This window comes from Candidatus Poriferisodalis sp., assembly GCF_965208925.1.
Classification (GTDB): Bacteria; Actinomycetota; Acidimicrobiia; order Acidimicrobiales; family Poriferisodalaceae; genus Poriferisodalis.
Genome location: NZ_OZ242364.1, coordinates 268,752 through 284,188 on the forward strand (window position 1 = coordinate 268,752; position 15,437 = coordinate 284,188).

Genomic DNA, 15,437 nt, shown 5'->3' on the forward strand with positions numbered 1-15,437 from the left:
GCCGGCCCTCAGGCGCTGCCGAACGCCACGGCGCCGCTGCGGTCCAGCACGGTGGCATACAGCATTCCGAAGATCACCACGACGGCACCTCCCAGGGTGATCAGCGCCGGGTACTCGTCGAGGAACAGCGCTGCCCACACGATGCCGGCGACCGTTTCCACCGGGGCGAAGAGGGCTACCTCGCTGGCCGGCGCGTACCTGGGGGCATTGCTGTACGAGAGGCGCCCGAGCGGATTGCACACCAGGCCCATGGCGAAGATCGCAGCCCATGCCTTGGCGTCGAGCGCACCCAGATCGGCCACGAACGCCGTGGGAATCACCACCAGCACCGCCGCGAGCGACAAGCCGACGATGCGGCTCATGTCGCGATGGCGGCGCCAGATGACGGTGCTGGCGGCGAAGCAGATCACGGCGACGAGGGCCAGGAAGTCGCCCCGAAGATTGGGCGAACCGATCGACGTGGAAACCACCATGCCGATGCCCACCACAGTCAGCGCGATGCCCACAGCCACACGCGACGACGTGCGCTCACGCAGGGCCACCCAGGCGAATGCCGCGGCCAGCACCGGCGCGGACGCCACGATCGCGACCACGTTGGGCACCTCGGTGTGGGTGATCGCCGAGATGAAGGTGAGCTGGCTGATGGCGCCGAGCACGCCGATCGCCAGCAGCGGCCAGATATCGGCGCGCAGCGATGCCCACGAATCCGCCGCCTGGCGCAGGGCCATGGCGCCGTAGAGCACCAGCGACAGCACGCCGACGATGAAAGCGATGTCCAGCGCATCGGCAGCAGAGACGCGGACCCACAGCGAATCGGTGGACACCAGCAGCATGCCCAGCGCCGCAAGGCCCCAGCCGAGGCGACGGCTGCCCGTCTGGCGGCTCACGAGGCTGGGCTGTCCAGATCGGGCTCCCCCAGCGTCCCGGAGCCGATACGCCGATGGATCACCCGGGCTGCGGCCAAGTCGCTCAGTGCGAAGCCGACCGACTTGAACAGGGTGATCTCCGCGTCCGATGTACGGCCCGGGTGGCTGCGGGTCACCAGCGACGCCAGATCGGCAGCAATGTCGGCGGCGGCGATGGCCCCGCCATCGAGGGGCTGGGCCAAGTCGCCTGCCAGTACCGCCCCGTCGGGGGTGTCCACGAACAGCGAGGCCACCTTGACGGCAGTGTCGTCAGCCTCTCGCATGTCGGCTCGGAACGCCCCCACTAAGTCCACGTGCGTTCCGGGTCGGAGCAGTTCGCCTCGGATCAACGGGCTGGTGGCGCCGGTTGCGCAACTCACGATGTCGGCCCGCTCCACCGCAGCGTCCAGCTCCTCAACCGGACCCGCCGGCAGGCCGCCCTCGACGAGTCGGCGGGCTGTCGCTGCAGCTCGCTCGGGGCTGCGACCCCACACTTCCACCGCGTCGAGCCGGCGGACGGCAGCGTGGGCGAACGCCAGATTCGGCGCGAGATTGCCGGTGCCCACCACGAGCAACCGGCGGGCGTCGGCGCGGGCCAGAAAACCGGCGGCCAGTGCCGAGACGGCCGCGGTGCGCCGCAGCGTAAGCTCGTCGCCGTCGATCACCGCGGCGAGCTGCCCGGTCTCGCCGTCGAACAACAGGTAGCCCGCACTGATCGTGGGCAGGTCGGTGCCGGTGTTAGAGGGGTAGTAGGTGACGGCTTTCACGCCGAGCAGTTCGGTGTCGAGCCACGCAGGCATCACCAGCAGCGAGCCGCTGCCGCCTCCGGGCAGGCCGACATCGTGGATCTCTCGCTGGGGCACGCTGGCAGAACCGTCTGCGAGCAGCTCCGCAATGGCTTCCATCAGCTCGTTCCACGGCGTGGCCTCTCGCACCGCCGTCGCGTCAAGCGCCAACATCACCCGGAGCAAGCGCCTGAGCCACGCCAGGCAACGCGCGGCAGCCGCTTTCCCTTGTCGACGAACGGCAAGGTGTCGACCGTCGCTGCGTGCGGCGTGCCGCCATGGTCAAGCAGATGGACTGTCTTGGCGAGCCAGTCGTCGCCGGGCAGCGGCTGATCGAAGCGCACGTAGCCGACGCCGGTATCGAGCGTGGGCGACCACGTCCCGATGGTCACGTGCCCGACCTTGCGATCGCCATAGCTGACGTCCATGCCTGGCTCGGGCATGGCCGTAGGGCAGATCAGGCCGAGCAGCAGTTGGCTGCGGTCGGCGCGCTCCAGCGCTGTCTTGCCGACGAAGTCGTCTTTGTCGAGCCGGACGAATTGGCCGAGGCCGGCGCCGTAGGGCGTCAGGTCCGGCTCGATGTCGCTGCCGTTGTCCAAGATTCCGGCTTCGATACGTCGGATCCCCATGGAGGCCCCGGTGCTGAACTCCATGCCGAACGGCTCGCCGCAGGCGAAAAGGCCATCCCACAATGCGTCGTGATCGGTGGGCTCGGCACCGCTGTTGCAGTAGAGCTCGATGCCGGCCTCGCCCGTCCAGCCGGTGCGGGACACCCAGAGGGTCTGCCCGCAAACCTCGAAGTAGCCGGCGCGAAAGTAGCGGAAGTCGGCGGGCAGCCCGCCGCTGATCGCCGCGTCGGCCACACCGAGCGATGCGGGTCCCTGGATCTGCAGCACCCGTGAACGGGGATCGATGACCTCGGCATCGAAGCCGATGGCGTGCGCCTCCAGCCAGCTCAGGAACTCGCCGTTGGCCGTCACGTACCAGAAGCGGTCGTCTGCCAGGCGCATCAGCACCCCGTCCATCAGGATCGAGCCGTCGTCCCTGCAGGCAAGCCCGTAACGGCATCGGCCGATGCCGAGATCGGCGACTCTGCATGCCAGCACCCGCTCGAGCAGGCGCGCCGCATCGGGTCCGGCGATCTCCAGCGGCTTCTCTGGCACGTCATACAGCAGGACGCCCTGGCGCAGCTTCCAGTAGGCGGGAATGGGATTCTCGTCGGGGCTCGACTTCATGGGGTACAGCCGGTTGCAATACACCGCATGGACGGTCTCGTCGGTCGTGTAGCGATGCGCGAACGGCGATCGGCTGATCCGGTACGGCGCCAGCGAGATCGTGTCGAACGACTCGACGTAGTAGTGCCGGTTGGTCCTCACCTCAGCTCCTCCGCGTGGGCACCGAGACTGCGCGGCGATCGGTAGATGCCGTGGCTGATAGCGCCGTCGACGGCATGGAGTTCCCAGATGGAGGCCTTCTTGCAGCGTGTCGGGTTCACATCGACGCCGCGGTAGGCGAGGCGCCAGAGCACTTCGGGGATGACGTCTCCATGGCTGCACAGCACGCTGTCGCCCGCTTCGGCGCACAGGCGATCCACCAAGGCTTCGGTCCGCCAGCCGTCCGCGCCCTCGGCAAGCTCGGCCGAGATCTCAATCTCGAGTCCCAGCTTGACGGCGAGCGGTTCGATCGTCTGCACGCAGCGAACGCTGGAGCTCGAGAGGATGCGCCCGATGGGTGCCGCGGCGAGCGCCGCGGCGATGGCCTCGGCTTGGGCGTGACCCATCGGGTCCAGCGGCCGGGCGCTGTCATCGCCCTGCCAGGCACGCCGATCGCCGGCCGATGCGTGTCGCACGAGATGCAGCACCCGCAGAACGCTAGAGCCGCGCGGGAGTGTCTGGCGCCGGTTCGCGACTGCGGAACCCCGAGCGCCGTGTGCGACGATGAGCGCGAGGCGAACAGGGGTAAGCAGTGAGCGACACGTCACAGCATCCGAGGGCCGGCGGGGCTGTCTCGGACGCAGCGCCACCGGACACGCCAGGGTCCAATGCGCCGGAGTCGAGTGCGGCAGAGTCGAGCGCCGCAGCGCCCAGCACCGCAGTGCCTGCCTTGCCGAGCGGCGAGTTCGCCTGGCACCGGCTCATCGGTGCAGACGAACTCGACGTGGGCCGGGTCACCACGGTGACGGTCGGCCACGAGAGCCTCTGCGTCACGCGGACCGAGGCCGGATTCGGCTGCCTGGCCAACGCATGCCCGCACCAAGGCGGCCCCCTCGGCGAGGGCAGCATCGAACGTGGGTGGCTGCGCTGCCCGTGGCACGGCTACGACTACTCGCCGCTCGACGGCACCCCGCCGCCGCCATTTGATGACGCACCGGCCGCCTACCGCACCGAGATCCGGTCCGACGGCGTCTACGTTGCGTTGCCGCTGGCGGCAGGCCGCACTCGCACGGTGTCCGACCAGCTCGTCGAGACCATGTGCGCGTGGGATGTTGCGTGGGTATTCGGCATGGTCGGTCATTCGAACTTGGGCTTTGCCGATGCGCTGCGTCAGGCCGAGGCCGATGGCTCGCTGCAGTTCATCGGAGTACGGCACGAAGGCGCCGCCTCGTTTGCCGCGACCGCCTACGGCAAGCTCACAGGAGAGCTCGCAGCGTGTTTCGCCATTGCCGGACCGGGCAGCACCAACCTGCTGACCGGCCTCTACGACGCCAAGATGGACCGAGCGCCAGTCCTGGCAGTCTCAGGCCAGGTGCCGTCGAGCGTTCGCGGCCGGGGCGCATTTCAGGACACCGACCTCTCGGCGGCCTTTGCCGATGTGTCTCGCTATTCGGCGACAGTCCAAGCGGGCTCGAACGCGGCCGAGCTGATGAACCTGGCGTGCAAGACGGCACTGGTGGAGCGAGATGTCGCGCACCTCGTGCTGCCGGACGAGGTGCAGGTGCTGCCCGCAGCGGCCGATGCGTCGCCCGCCGGGTCGCCGGAGGGGCGCACAGGATCTCGGCGGGTCGCCCCGCCGGCCGATGCGCTGGAGGCCGCGGTGGGGTTGCTGGCGGGTGCCGCCCGGCCGATGATCGTCGTGGGACACGGCGCTCGCAGCGGCATCGATGACATCGTTGCGCTAGCCGAGGCGCTCGACGCACCGGTGGCAACCACCTTCAAGGGCAAGGGCCTCATCGCCGACCAGCACCCGCTGGCCTGCGGGGTGCTCGGCCGCTCAGGCACCCCGATCGCCAGCTGGTTCATGAACGAGGCCGACGTGCTGGCGACCTTCGGGGTGTCGTTCGCCAACCACACCGGCATCGCTTCCTACAAGCCGATCGTGCAGGTCGACTTCGACCCGATGGCGCTGGGACGCTTCCACGCCGTCACGGTGCCGGTGTTGGCCGACGTTGGCACCGGGGCCCGGGCGCTGGCGGAGGCGCTGGAGGGCCGGACGGCGCCCGGACGCGCTGCGGCAGAGGTGGCAGAACGGTGGGACATCTGGCGGGCCGAGAAGCAGCGGCGTCGCACCGACGATCGGGGCAGCGGCCTCAACTCGGCGGTCGTGTTCGAAGCCCTGAGCCGCCTGGTGCCGGCCGACGCCATCATGCCGGTCGACGTCGGCAACCACGCCTATTCCTTCGGCCGCTACTTCGAGCCGTGCGGGCAGACCGTGTTGATGTCCGGCTACCTGGGGTCGATCGGCTTCGCCTTCCCTGCGGCCATGGGCTGCTGGGCCGCCACCCAGCGTGCGCCGGGCGGCGGTGGCGGCGCAAACGGGTGGCGATGGGCAGGCCGGCCGGTGGTCTCGGTGTCGGGCGACGGCGGCTTCGGCCAGTACGCCATGGAGCTCACAACTGCCGTCAAGTACGGCATGGACATCACCCATGTGCTGCTCAACAACGGCGAGCTGGGGAAGATCTCCAAGGAACAGCGGGCGGCCGAGCTCGACGTGTGGCAGACCTCACTGCACAATCCGAGCTTCGCCGGATTCGCCGAGCTCTGCGGCGCGATGGGCCGCCAGGTGACAGCAGCCGGCGAGCTCGACACTGCGCTCGACGAGGCACTGGCGCATCGGGGACCTGCGTTGGTGGAAGTGATGACCGACCCGCTGCTCGTCTGACCTGCCAGCTCGGTTTCTCTGTGCAGATTTGCTGCCCGCAGCGGCATTTCTGCACACAGAACGACAGCGCTAGCGTCGCGCTGCAATGAATCAGCAACCGTCGGCGCAGTCGGCCGCAGCCAGCATCGGTCTCGAAGACGCCTACGCCGTCGACGGACCCGACGCCAACCGCGAGCTGTACGCCTCGTGGGCCGAAACGTACGAGTCGGTCTTCCTTGCCGAGAACGACTACGTGTACCACCAGCATGTGGCGGCTGCGTTCTGCCGCATTCAGGACAGCCTCGACAGACTGGGCGGTCCGGTGCTCGACGTGGGCTGCGGAACGGGCGTCGTCGGTGCCGAGTTGGCGAGCCTGGGGGTCCCAGTGATCGATGGCATCGACATCTCGCCCGAGATGCTGGCGAAGGCCGCCGTCAAGACCCACGAGGGCCGGCCGACCTACCGGCAGCTCTTCGAAGCCGATCTCACCGGCCGGCTCAAACTCCCCGACGATGGCTACGCCGGCATCGTGAGCGCAGGCGCGTTCACCCACGGTCATCTCGGCCCCGAGCCGATCGCCGAACTGCTGCGAGTGGCGCGACCCGGCGCCCGCTGCAGCCTGGGCATCAACTCGGCGCACTTTGACGAAGTCGGGTTCGGCGACTGGCTAGCGGCGCGCGAGACGGAGGGGCTGATCAGCGGGCTGGACTTCGAACTGCGTCCCATCTACGGCGGCGCCGACCCCGACGACCCCGACCGCTGGACGCGCATCGCCGTCTTCACGGTGGTGTGACCAGAGCGCGTCGAAGCGGGCCGGCGGAGGGGAACCGGCCCGCTTCGGAAGCTGCTCCAGGCAGCGGGGGTTATGCGGTGTCTGCCGAGCCGAAGATGCCCTTGCCGCCGCGATGCAGGCCGCGGTGGCCGTGCCGGCGCTCTTCGCCCTCGGGGCGTTCGCCGTTCACGAGCGCAGTTACCCGGGTGGTCAGCTCGTCGGTGTCGATCTCACGGTCGTGCTCAGCCGCCTTCTCGCTGATGGCGGTCACGAGTGCGTCCACGACATCTGAGACTTCGACACCTTGGGAGGCAGCGATGTCGGCCAGCGGCGAGCCGTCCTTGAGCTGCTGCCGCAGCGTCTCAGCATCGATGCCGAGCAATTCGGTCAGCGTGCCACCCATGCCGAACGGCCCGAGCTTGCCGCCCCGGCGTGTGCCGCCCTTGTCGCAGGTGCCGTCGGAGCCGTCTGTGTCGTCGGAGTTGTCGGTGTCTGTGCTACCAGCAAGCTGCTGGCCGGCATCACCGTTGTCGTTCTGGGTCTGCGCGCTGGCACTGCCGGCACTGAACGCAACGACTGCAGTCGCTGCGAGGAGTGCCGTGACCAGAAGCGCCAGCCAACGGTTGCGCAAGGGTCTGTCTCGCCGAGCCTCGATGGGTTCGCTGATCTCGCCGGAATCGGTCATGCCGCCAGTCCTTTCATCGGGGGTGTGCGACATTCCCGAGACTGGCGGGCCAACCTGAAAGACCCCTGAAGCAATCCTGAGAACTCGATGAACGAACTGTCGGGTGGCGTCGTGCCGGTACGCGGTCGGTTGGCAGCGCCGCGGCTGGTCCGACTAGCCCGGCGGCGGTGCGTCAGCCGGCTTCGGAGTGGGTGACGGGTTCCTCGCCCATCCACTCCCGCAGAGTGTTCTTCAGCTTCGTCTGCTGGATGAAGAGGTCGTGCTCAGGACCGGCCGGATCGGCCGACTGGGGCGCTTTCAGGTAGAACGACAGCCACTCCTGCACGCCGCCTTGACCGGCCCGCTGCGCCAAGTCCAAGAACAGCGCCAGGTCCAGCACGATCGGCGCCGCCAGGATCGAGTCGCGACACAAAAAGTCGATCTTGATCTGCATCGGGTAGCCGAGCCAGCCGAAGATGTCGATGTTGTCCCAGCCCTCCTTGTTGTCGCCCCGGGGCGGGTAGTAGTTGATGCGCACCACGTGGTCGATCTCGCTGTAGAGCTCGGGATATGTCTCGGGCTGCAGGATCGTGCCCAGCACGCCCAGCTTCGACGTCTCCTTGGTCTTGAAGTTCTCGGGATCGTCCAGCACCTCGCCGTCGCGGTTGCCCAAGATGTTGGTGGAGTACCAGCCGCGCAGGCCCAGCATCCGGGCCTTCAGGCCGGGCGCTACCAGCGTTTTCATCAGCGTCTGGCCGGTCTTGAAGTCTTTGCCGGCGATGGGCACACCGCGGCGCTGCGCCAGCTCGGTCATGGCCGGGATGTCCACCGTCAGATTGGGCGCGCCGTTGGCGAATGGCACGTCGCTCATCAGCGCCGCGTAGGCGTAGATCTGGCTGGGCGAGATGTTGTCGTCGTCGGCTGCCAGCCCGGCTTCGAACGCCTCCACGCTGGCGTGCACATCGGACGGCTCCTGGTACGCCTCGGTGGAGCCGCACCACACCATCACCAGCCGCTCGCATTCGTTCTCGGCCCGGAAGCGCTCGATGTCTTCCATCAGCGCCTGGGCTGCTTCGAGCTTGCCCATCGGGGGCTTGGTGCGGGTGCCCTCCAGCCGGCTCACCCAGCGGGTGTCGAACACGGCGTCCATCGCCACGATGCCTTCCAGCTCGCGCGAGATCACGCCAAGATCGCGGTCTTCCAGCACACCTGCGGTGCGGGCGCCCTCGAGTGCATTGGGTGTGATGGGATCCCAGCCGCCGAACACCAAGTCATCAAGCTCGGCCAGCGGCACGAAATCGCGGATCAGCGGGTTGCGGCCGTCGGCCCGGCTGCCGAGGCGGATGTGGGCCATCTGGCTGACTGAGCCGATCGGTTCCGCCAGTCCTGTGCGCGCTGCCAGCACACCGGCAATGAACGTGGTGGCCACCGCTCCCATGCCGGGCGTGAGCACGCCGAGCTTGCCGGTCGCAGGCGCGATCTGCGGTTGATTCATGGCAAGAACGCTACGGGGCGCTGACGCAAGGGGGTCAATCCCCCAGGCTCACCGAGTTCAGGCTGCCATCGGGGCGGCTGGTGTGAATTCTGCGTCGAGGCGCTTGACACCGTGAATGAACGAAGCTTGCAGCAGGTCCGGCTCACCTGCGGCAGCGATGTCGGGCAGCCGCGTGAACAGCTCCCGGTACATCGTGGTGATCTGACGCCTGGCCAGGTGCGCGCCGAGGCAGAAGTGCGGACCGGGGCCGCCGAAGCCGTATTGCGGATTCGGGTCGCGCAGCACGTCGAAACGGAACGGATCATCGAACACCGCAGGGTCGCGATTCGCGGCGATGTAGAACATCGCCACCTTGTCGCCTTCGAGCATCTGACGCCCGCCGCACTCGACGTCGCGGGTCACCGAGCGACGCATGTAGCTCACGGGGCTCGCGACACGGACGATCTCCTCAACCGCAGTTGGCGCAACACCCTCGAAGTCGTCCAGCCAGATGGCGCGCTGGTCAGGGTTGTCGGTAAGGAACTTGAGCCCCCAAGCAGTCGAATTGCGGGTGGTCTCGTTGCCGGCCACCACCAGCAGCACGAAGAAGCTGGCGAGATCGGATTCGCTGAGACGGTCATCTTCGAGTTCGGCGTTCACGATCATGCTGGTGAGGTCGGTGCCGTCGCCGCCCTGCTTGGCTGCGGCGACCTCTTTCATGAGCTCGGCCAAGTCAGCGCCGGCCTGCAGGATGGCGGTGGCGAGGTCGCCGTCGGGCGGCTGGAAGTCGGGGTCGGAGATGCCGAGGATGATGTTGGTTCGGTCGAAGACGAACTTGTACTCAGAACGGGGGATGCCCATGAGGTCGCACACGATGCGCAGCGGCAGTGCAGCCGCCACGTCCCACACAAACTCGCACTTGCCCTGCTCGCAGATCGAGTTCACGATCTCGCGGGCGCCTTCACGGATGCCGCCGTCGAGCTGCTCGAGCATCTTGGGCGTGAAGCCCTTCGCCACGATGCGCCGCAGCCGCGCATGACGAGGGTCGTCCATGGCGATCATCGAGCTGAAGAACTCGGTGAATTCCGGCGGGTTGTCGCCCAGCGTGATGCCTCTCGCGGAGCTGAAGACCTCGGTGTTGCGTGAGATGGTGGCGATGTCCTCGTGGCGGGTGACGCACCAGTAGCCGGGGCTCGGCGCCACCCATTCGGAGAAGTACGGCTCCTCGAACCAGTCCAGCGGCGCCTCGGCGTGATAGCGGGCGATCACCGAATCGATCTCGTCGGCCGGCTGCGTCCAGAACCACGGTTCCATGAGGTTGGGCAGTGACGTGTTCCACTCGCGCATGGCAGCACGGTAGCGCCGCGCCAGGATCGCTCGATACGGTCCGGCGGCGTCAGACTGCTGCGCGGGTCACGCATGAGGCCATCTGGCACGATGTACCGCCGTGGCAGCGGACCATGCACCAGATCGCAATGCGGCGGATTCCACTGAGGGCGATGCTGGGCTGAACTACATCGTGCACGGCGCGGGGGCCATCGGCTGCGTGCTGGGTGCTCGGCTGGCCCAGGCGGGCCGGCGTGTGGCCCTCGTCGCCCGAGGCGCGCACCTCGAAGCTCTCCAGCGAGGCGGGCTCAGCGTCTCCGGTTACACCGAGGGCCACTTCCGGCTGCCGGCGGTACGCAACGCGCACGAGCTCGACCTGGACGAGCGAACGGTGGTGCTGCTGGCCATGAAGACACAGCACACATTCGAGGCGGTCGAACAGCACCGGGAGTTGTACGACGATGTTCCGCTGTTCTGCTTCCAGAACAGCGTCACCAACGAGGAGTGGCTGACTGGGCAGGGTTTTCGGGCCTATGGCGTCATGGTGCGCATCGGTGCCCGCATCGACGAGCCCGGCGTGGTCACCCACACCGGTGCGCGCCGGGCTCAGATCGGATGCTGGCCCACCGGTTCCGACGAGCTCTGCGCGGCGGTCGTGGACGACCTGGTTGCCGCCGAGATGCGCGCCACGGTCGACGAACACGTGGCCGAGGCCAAGTGGGGAAAGCTGGTGCTGAACCTCACAAACGCGTTCTCGGCGCTGATCGACTTGCCCGTGCAGGAGTGGTTCTGCGACGAGGAGACCCGTTTCTTCATGGCCGATCTTCAGGAAGAAGCCGCCGACGTGCTGGACGCGGCCGGAGTCTCGCCGGTCATGGACGACGGCCGGGATTTGCGCGCATGGATCGAACGGATGCGCGTGCCGGGCCAGCGCGAGCCACGGGGTGATTCAGACCCGGTGATGCACAGCTACCCGTCCACCTGGCAAGACCTGCACTTCCGGCGTCCGACGGTAGAGGTGGAGCATTTCAACGGCCGAATCTGCGAACTCGGCGAGCAGCACGGCATTGCCACGCCGCTCAACCGGATACTGAACGAGCTGTGCCACGACGCTGCAGCCCGCCGACTAGGACCGGGCACCGAAACCGTGGCCTCACTACGCGCCGCCGCCAGAGAATCCGTGTGAGATTCGTCGCTGCTGAATCTAGGTTCGCGAGAGGGCCAGCCCCCCGAGTGACGCCATTTGCGGTACGTCTGCCAAGCTCGGGGTGGCTGGCCTCTGCGCCCGAGATTACTCGGCGGGACAGCCATTCGATACTGAATTGCAGTTCAGCGACAGCGAGGCCTGCGAAGGACTGCTGGGGTGCCCGGGGCGGGATTCGAACCCGCACGCTCCCGAAGGAGCCGAGGGGTTTAAGCCCTCTGCGTCTGCCAGTTCCGCCACCCGGGCCAGTCGGCGCGTTCATTGCCTCCTCAGTGCTCATCATGCTGGCACGGCCGTCCGGGCACGATGCACTGAGTTCCTAGGCGACTTCGTCCAGGGTGTACGGCTCTGCAACGGTGCCCGGCGTGCGACGCCCGCCTTCGGACGGCGCGGGGCAGGGCCGCGCTGGGCCGGCGGCATCGTGGCTGCCTTCGATCTCGCGCCACAGCTCGTCGCGCACTGCGGCCGCTGCTGAGGCACTGAGCCGGTTGCACACCACGATGCCTTCGATGGCGTCGGCCACTACCGCTGCGAAGGGGCGGCCGCGCACGCGCACCGCAACCACGCAATCGCCGTCGCCGCCGCGCTGGATGGAACGATCCAGCTGATCCGATCGCGGCGGGCTCTGAAAACTCGGAGCGCTCAGGCCGAGCGAGCGTGCCGCCATGGCGAGCGCTCGCACCGTCAGAACGAAGCGGCCGGAGAGGTCGGCGGCGCGCTCACCGGCGCTTCGCTGGGGACGCGTCGAGGCGCTCCCGACCCGGTGCGAACGCCCGCGAGCTGGCGCGGCATCGACCAGCCGGAGCGCTGCGGGAGGGTGGGTGCGGGGTGTTGCTGGCATGTGCCCATCATCGCCAGGGGGTGTGACAGCAAAGGACGGCCGCCATGCGGGCCATCGCGATCTGCAGCTACCCGCACCAACCCCCGGGTATGCCCGGTGCGAGAGCAGGTGCAGGGACGGCCACAATGGACCCGCATGGCGACCACAGCTCCGGGACTGCTGCCTGCCCAGCAGGCCACGCTGGACGCAATCCGCACGCCCGCAGAGCACCGTCCCTCCTACCCGGCCGGCTTCGCCGACGAGCTGCGCAACGACGCGGAAGCAGCACTGAACGGTCTCGTCGATGCCGCTCGCGACATCGACAGCCGTGGGCTGTGGGTTGCCAAGCGGGACCTCGCCGGCGTGTTCGGTTGCGAGGCGCGATACCTCGCCGATGCAGACACGCCGTTCGAATGGTCCGTGCCGACTGCACGCGGCACGGTGCTGCACAAGGCGGTCGAGCTGACGACCCATCAGCGCTTCGAACCCGAAGACGCGGTCAATGCCGCTCTCGAACGTCTCATCGCGGACGACGACAACCTCGGCAGCTTCCTGGCCGAGACATCGCACGGCGAGCGAGCCGATCTGACTGCCAACTGCGTTGCGCTGCTCGCGCGTTTCGGCGAGACCTTCCCGCCGATGCAGCGTGCCTGGCGGCCCAGCGCCGAGGTGCGTGCCCGCGCACGGCTGTGCAGTGGTGCCTTCGTGCTCAACGGCAAGTACGACCTCACGCTCGGATCGCCTGCGCCGCTCGGCGGGCCTGACCGCCTCCAGCGCGCCGGCAAGGTCATCATCGACCTCAAGACCGGCTCACGCACGCCGACCGATCCGGAAGACCTGCGGTTCTACGCCCTTGTCGAGACGCTTTCCGTGGGCGTGCCGCCGCTGGGCGTCGGCTCGTTCTACGTTGCCGAGGGCCGCATCGAGCACGAGGCAGTGACCGCCGACGTGCTCGACAGCGCGCTGCGACGCACCGTGGACGGCATCGGTCGACTCATCAGATTGCGAGCGGACCGGCGTGACCCGCGGCGGATGCCCGGCCCACCTTGCCGTTGGTGCCCGATCTCAGCCGACTGCGGGCCGGGTCAGGAGTGGCTGTCAGACCCTGACGACTGAGCGATGCCGTCGTTACGAGCAGCCCGGAGCCGTGCTGTCATCTCGTCGCGGCGGGCCTGCCATTCCTCCAGCGTCAGGCCGAAGCGCTCGTGGTCTTCCCACACGCCGGCGATCTGGATGTATCCCTGCGCGATTCCCTCCGAGCGCAGCCCCAGCTTCTCCACCACCCGCAGGCTGGCGGCGTTGCGCGGCATGATCGACACCTGCACCCGGTGCAAGCCGACTTGGTCGAAGGCGAACCCGAACACGGCCAGCAGTCCTTCGGCGACCAATCCCTTGCCGGCCAACCGCTCGTCGATCCAGTAACCCACATGGGCGCTCTGGAATGCACCGCGCGCCACATGCGAGACATTGATCTCGCCGCAGAACCAGCCCTCGTGCCAGAGGCCGAAGTCGAACGCCGTGCCCAGTGAGCGCTCGCGTTCGCGGACGCGGCAGCGATTGGCGAACGCCTGCGGGTCGCGCGACGGATCGGGCGCGCTCGCGGGCGGGCGGGGCTCCCACTTCACCAGCCAGTCGCGGCACCGTTCGCGGACTTCGTTCCATTGGGCGAAGTCTGACGGCACGAGCGGGCGAAGCTCGAGCCGCTCGGTGCGCAGGCGACTCACGCTGCGCACAGTACTGGCGCGCCGTCGGCGCTCACCGAGCGGCATCGGTGCCTGCTTCGCGGAGCTCAGCCGCTGGACTGGCCTGCGCTTCGCGGAGCTCAGCCGCTGGACTGGCCTGCGCTTCGCGGAGCTCAGCCGCTGGACTGGCCTGCGCTTCGCGGAGCTCAGCCGCTGGACTGGCCTGCGCTTCGCGGAGCTCAGCCGCTATGCCATCCAAGAGATCGCGCTCGCGCACGATGCACTTGTCGATGTCCCAGTGGCGCATGACAGCGACGAGGATGCAGCAGCCGCCCACGATCACCGGTGCTCGATCGACGTGCAGGCCCGGATTGTGGACGCGGTCGGCCAGCCGCTCGGTGGCCAGCGTGCGGAACACATCCTCGGCCGCGGCCCGACTGAGCACGAACCCGTCGATCACCTCAGGATCGTAGGGATCGAGGCCGATCTCGACCGCGGCCACCGTCGTGACCGTCCCGGCGACGCCCACGAGCCGTGCTCCCGCGGCACCCCGCCCGATGACCGGATGGTCACGGTCGATGTCGTCGAGGTGCAGGCGCGCCACGGAGATCGCCGAACTCAATTCCTCAGGCCGGGGAGGATCCGATGCCAGGAATCTCTCCGTCCACCGCACCGAGCCCATGTCGACGGAAGCCGCCGCATCCGGACGGGCGCCCGGCGACGGCGTGCCATAGGCGAACTCTGTCGAGCCCCCGCCGATGTCGAGCACCAGCGCAGCGCCTGCCTGCGCAAGCGTCGAAGCTGCGGGCGCGTCGGGCTCGGATGGCATGTCACCGCCGGCAATATCGGCCAAGCCGGTGGTTGCCCCGGCGAATCCGTACGCGGCCTCGGCGCCGCCATCGAGCAACTCGACGTCGGTGCCGAGCGCGTCGCTCGCCCTCTGCAGGAATTCCGCGCCGTTTGCGGCGTCGCGCGCAGCACTGGTTGCCACGGCCCGCACCGCCGTCGCCTGGCGGTCGTCGATGATCTGGCGGTATTCCCGCAACACCTCGACGACGCGGCCGATGGCATCGCCACCGAGCCGACCGCCGGCATCGACGCCCCGTCCCAGCCCGGTGATGCGCAGCAGCCGCTGCCCCAAGCCCGTGCCGTCGTCGATGAGCAGGCGCGTCGTATTCGTACCGCAGTCCACCACCGCAACCGGAGCCGACGCGGGCTCAACAGCCATCAGCGTCCGCCACGGATGCTGGTTCGCCGGGTGCAGCTGCGGTCGCAGCTCCTTCGACAGCCGATGACACGCCGATGTCGCCAAGCCGTGCCAGCACCCAGTCGCCGACGGGGTCATCACCGCCCGCCAGCCGGTATGCCAGATGCGCGTGCAGGCACTTCACGCCTCGAGCCGTCCCCCCTACACCGCCCGCCGGGCGCGGCCCGCGGTGATCCTGGGACACCAGCGCGTCTCGTTCGGCGGCGTAACGATCATGCGTTGCGGCCAGCGCCTCAGGATCGACGGCCGCCTCGGCCGACCGGACCCCTCCATCGCCCTCGAGTCGGGACACCCGCCGGCGCAGGTCGACATCCACCAGCCAGTAGCGGGTGGGCATCGGGCGCCCGTCGTCGAGCAGCGGGGCATTGGCGATCACCACCGGCCGCCCGTCGTCATACGCCACGGACACATCGAACGCGCACTGGGGCGGGCGGCCGAGCAAGGCAGCCACCGCGTCGGCT

General features: G+C 68.4%; 15 protein-coding genes and 1 tRNA gene. 4 read left to right on the forward strand and 12 right to left on the reverse strand.

Annotated elements, in window-relative coordinates; all coding sequences use genetic code 11:
- Positions 1-8: 8 nt before the first annotated feature.
- From ACOGI5_RS01015 to ACOGI5_RS01030, 4 genes are read right to left on the reverse strand one after another with little or no spacing between them, the layout of a single operon-like run.
- Positions 9-887, reverse strand: coding sequence for a DMT family transporter (locus tag ACOGI5_RS01015; RefSeq protein WP_419862612.1), 879 nt, complete (start codon positions 885-887; stop codon positions 9-11).
- Positions 884-1,864, reverse strand: a complete 981-nt coding sequence (locus tag ACOGI5_RS01020; protein WP_419862613.1) for an ornithine cyclodeaminase family protein — start codon at positions 1,862-1,864, stop codon at positions 884-886. Before ACOGI5_RS01020 ends, ACOGI5_RS01015 begins: the two co-directional genes overlap by 4 nt.
- On the reverse strand, positions 1,864-3,066 hold the full coding sequence (locus tag ACOGI5_RS01025; RefSeq protein WP_419862614.1) for an aminomethyltransferase family protein: 1,203 nt from the start codon (positions 3,064-3,066) through the stop codon (positions 1,864-1,866). The genes ACOGI5_RS01020 and ACOGI5_RS01025 overlap by 1 nt, the downstream gene beginning before the upstream one ends.
- Positions 3,063-3,551, reverse strand: a complete 489-nt coding sequence (locus ACOGI5_RS01030; protein WP_419862615.1) for a SixA phosphatase family protein — start codon at positions 3,549-3,551, stop codon at positions 3,063-3,065. The genes ACOGI5_RS01025 and ACOGI5_RS01030 overlap by 4 nt, the downstream gene beginning before the upstream one ends.
- A 242-nt stretch (positions 3,552-3,793) precedes the next feature.
- Here ACOGI5_RS01030 and ACOGI5_RS01035 point away from each other — a divergent pair, with 242 nt between their 5' ends.
- Together ACOGI5_RS01035 and ACOGI5_RS01040 are read left to right on the forward strand one after the other, a co-directional pair.
- On the forward strand, positions 3,794-5,788 hold the full coding sequence (locus tag ACOGI5_RS01035) for a thiamine pyrophosphate-binding protein (RefSeq protein WP_419865414.1): 1,995 nt from the start codon (positions 3,794-3,796) through the stop codon (positions 5,786-5,788).
- Positions 5,789-5,873: 85 nt separating this feature from the next.
- Positions 5,874-6,560 carry a class I SAM-dependent DNA methyltransferase gene (locus tag ACOGI5_RS01040; RefSeq protein ID WP_419862616.1) on the forward strand — a complete coding sequence of 229 codons (687 nt, stop codon included), beginning with the start codon at positions 5,874-5,876 and terminating at the stop codon, positions 6,558-6,560.
- Between the two features lie 70 nt (positions 6,561-6,630).
- On the opposite strand, the gene ACOGI5_RS01045 is transcribed toward ACOGI5_RS01040, so the two are convergent.
- The 3 genes from ACOGI5_RS01045 to ACOGI5_RS01055 all read right to left on the reverse strand — a co-directional run bounded on the left by ACOGI5_RS01045 (position 6,631) and on the right by ACOGI5_RS01055 (position 10,024).
- On the reverse strand, positions 6,631-7,224 hold the full coding sequence (locus ACOGI5_RS01045) for a hypothetical protein (RefSeq protein WP_419862617.1): 594 nt from the start codon (positions 7,222-7,224) through the stop codon (positions 6,631-6,633).
- 172 nt (positions 7,225-7,396) lie between these two features.
- Complete coding sequence (locus tag ACOGI5_RS01050; protein WP_419862618.1) at positions 7,397-8,698, reverse strand: inositol-3-phosphate synthase; 1,302 nt, start codon at positions 8,696-8,698, stop codon at positions 7,397-7,399.
- Between the two features lie 57 nt (positions 8,699-8,755).
- Positions 8,756-10,024, reverse strand: coding sequence for a cytochrome P450 (locus tag ACOGI5_RS01055; protein ID WP_419862619.1), 1,269 nt, complete (start codon positions 10,022-10,024; stop codon positions 8,756-8,758).
- Between the two features lie 100 nt (positions 10,025-10,124).
- Between ACOGI5_RS01055 and ACOGI5_RS01060 the strand changes: the two genes are divergently transcribed.
- A complete protein-coding gene (locus ACOGI5_RS01060; RefSeq protein WP_419862620.1) occupies positions 10,125-11,189 on the forward strand; it encodes a ketopantoate reductase family protein in 1,065 nt (354 codons plus the stop codon).
- 178 nt (positions 11,190-11,367) lie between these two features.
- Here the strand turns inward: ACOGI5_RS01060 and ACOGI5_RS01065 are convergent.
- Together ACOGI5_RS01065 and ACOGI5_RS01070 are read right to left on the reverse strand one after the other, a co-directional pair.
- A tRNA-Leu gene (locus ACOGI5_RS01065) sits at positions 11,368-11,453 on the reverse strand.
- Between the two features lie 73 nt (positions 11,454-11,526).
- On the reverse strand, positions 11,527-12,048 hold the full coding sequence (locus tag ACOGI5_RS01070; RefSeq protein ID WP_419862621.1) for a hypothetical protein: 522 nt from the start codon (positions 12,046-12,048) through the stop codon (positions 11,527-11,529).
- Between the two features lie 135 nt (positions 12,049-12,183).
- On the opposite strand from ACOGI5_RS01070, the gene ACOGI5_RS01075 reads away from it, so the two are divergent.
- Positions 12,184-13,143, forward strand: a complete 960-nt coding sequence (locus ACOGI5_RS01075; protein WP_419862622.1) for a PD-(D/E)XK nuclease family protein — start codon at positions 12,184-12,186, stop codon at positions 13,141-13,143.
- Here the strand turns inward: ACOGI5_RS01075 and ACOGI5_RS01080 are convergent.
- Genes ACOGI5_RS01080 through ACOGI5_RS01090 form a run of 3 tightly spaced genes read right to left on the reverse strand, consistent with a single transcriptional unit; the run spans position 13,113 to position 15,427 of the window.
- Positions 13,113-13,751 (reverse strand): GNAT family N-acetyltransferase, encoded by a 639-nt coding sequence (locus ACOGI5_RS01080; protein WP_419862623.1) that lies wholly within the window; start codon positions 13,749-13,751, stop codon positions 13,113-13,115. The two genes, ACOGI5_RS01075 and ACOGI5_RS01080, sit on opposite strands and share 31 nt — an antisense overlap.
- Before the next feature lie 31 nt (positions 13,752-13,782).
- Entirely contained in the window at positions 13,783-14,937 is a 1,155-nt protein-coding gene (locus ACOGI5_RS01085; RefSeq protein ID WP_419862624.1) for an exopolyphosphatase, read from the reverse strand.
- Complete coding sequence (locus ACOGI5_RS01090; protein ID WP_419862625.1) at positions 14,927-15,427, reverse strand: DUF501 domain-containing protein; 501 nt, start codon at positions 15,425-15,427, stop codon at positions 14,927-14,929. Before ACOGI5_RS01090 ends, ACOGI5_RS01085 begins: the two co-directional genes overlap by 11 nt.
- Positions 15,428-15,437: the final 10 nt, after the last annotated feature.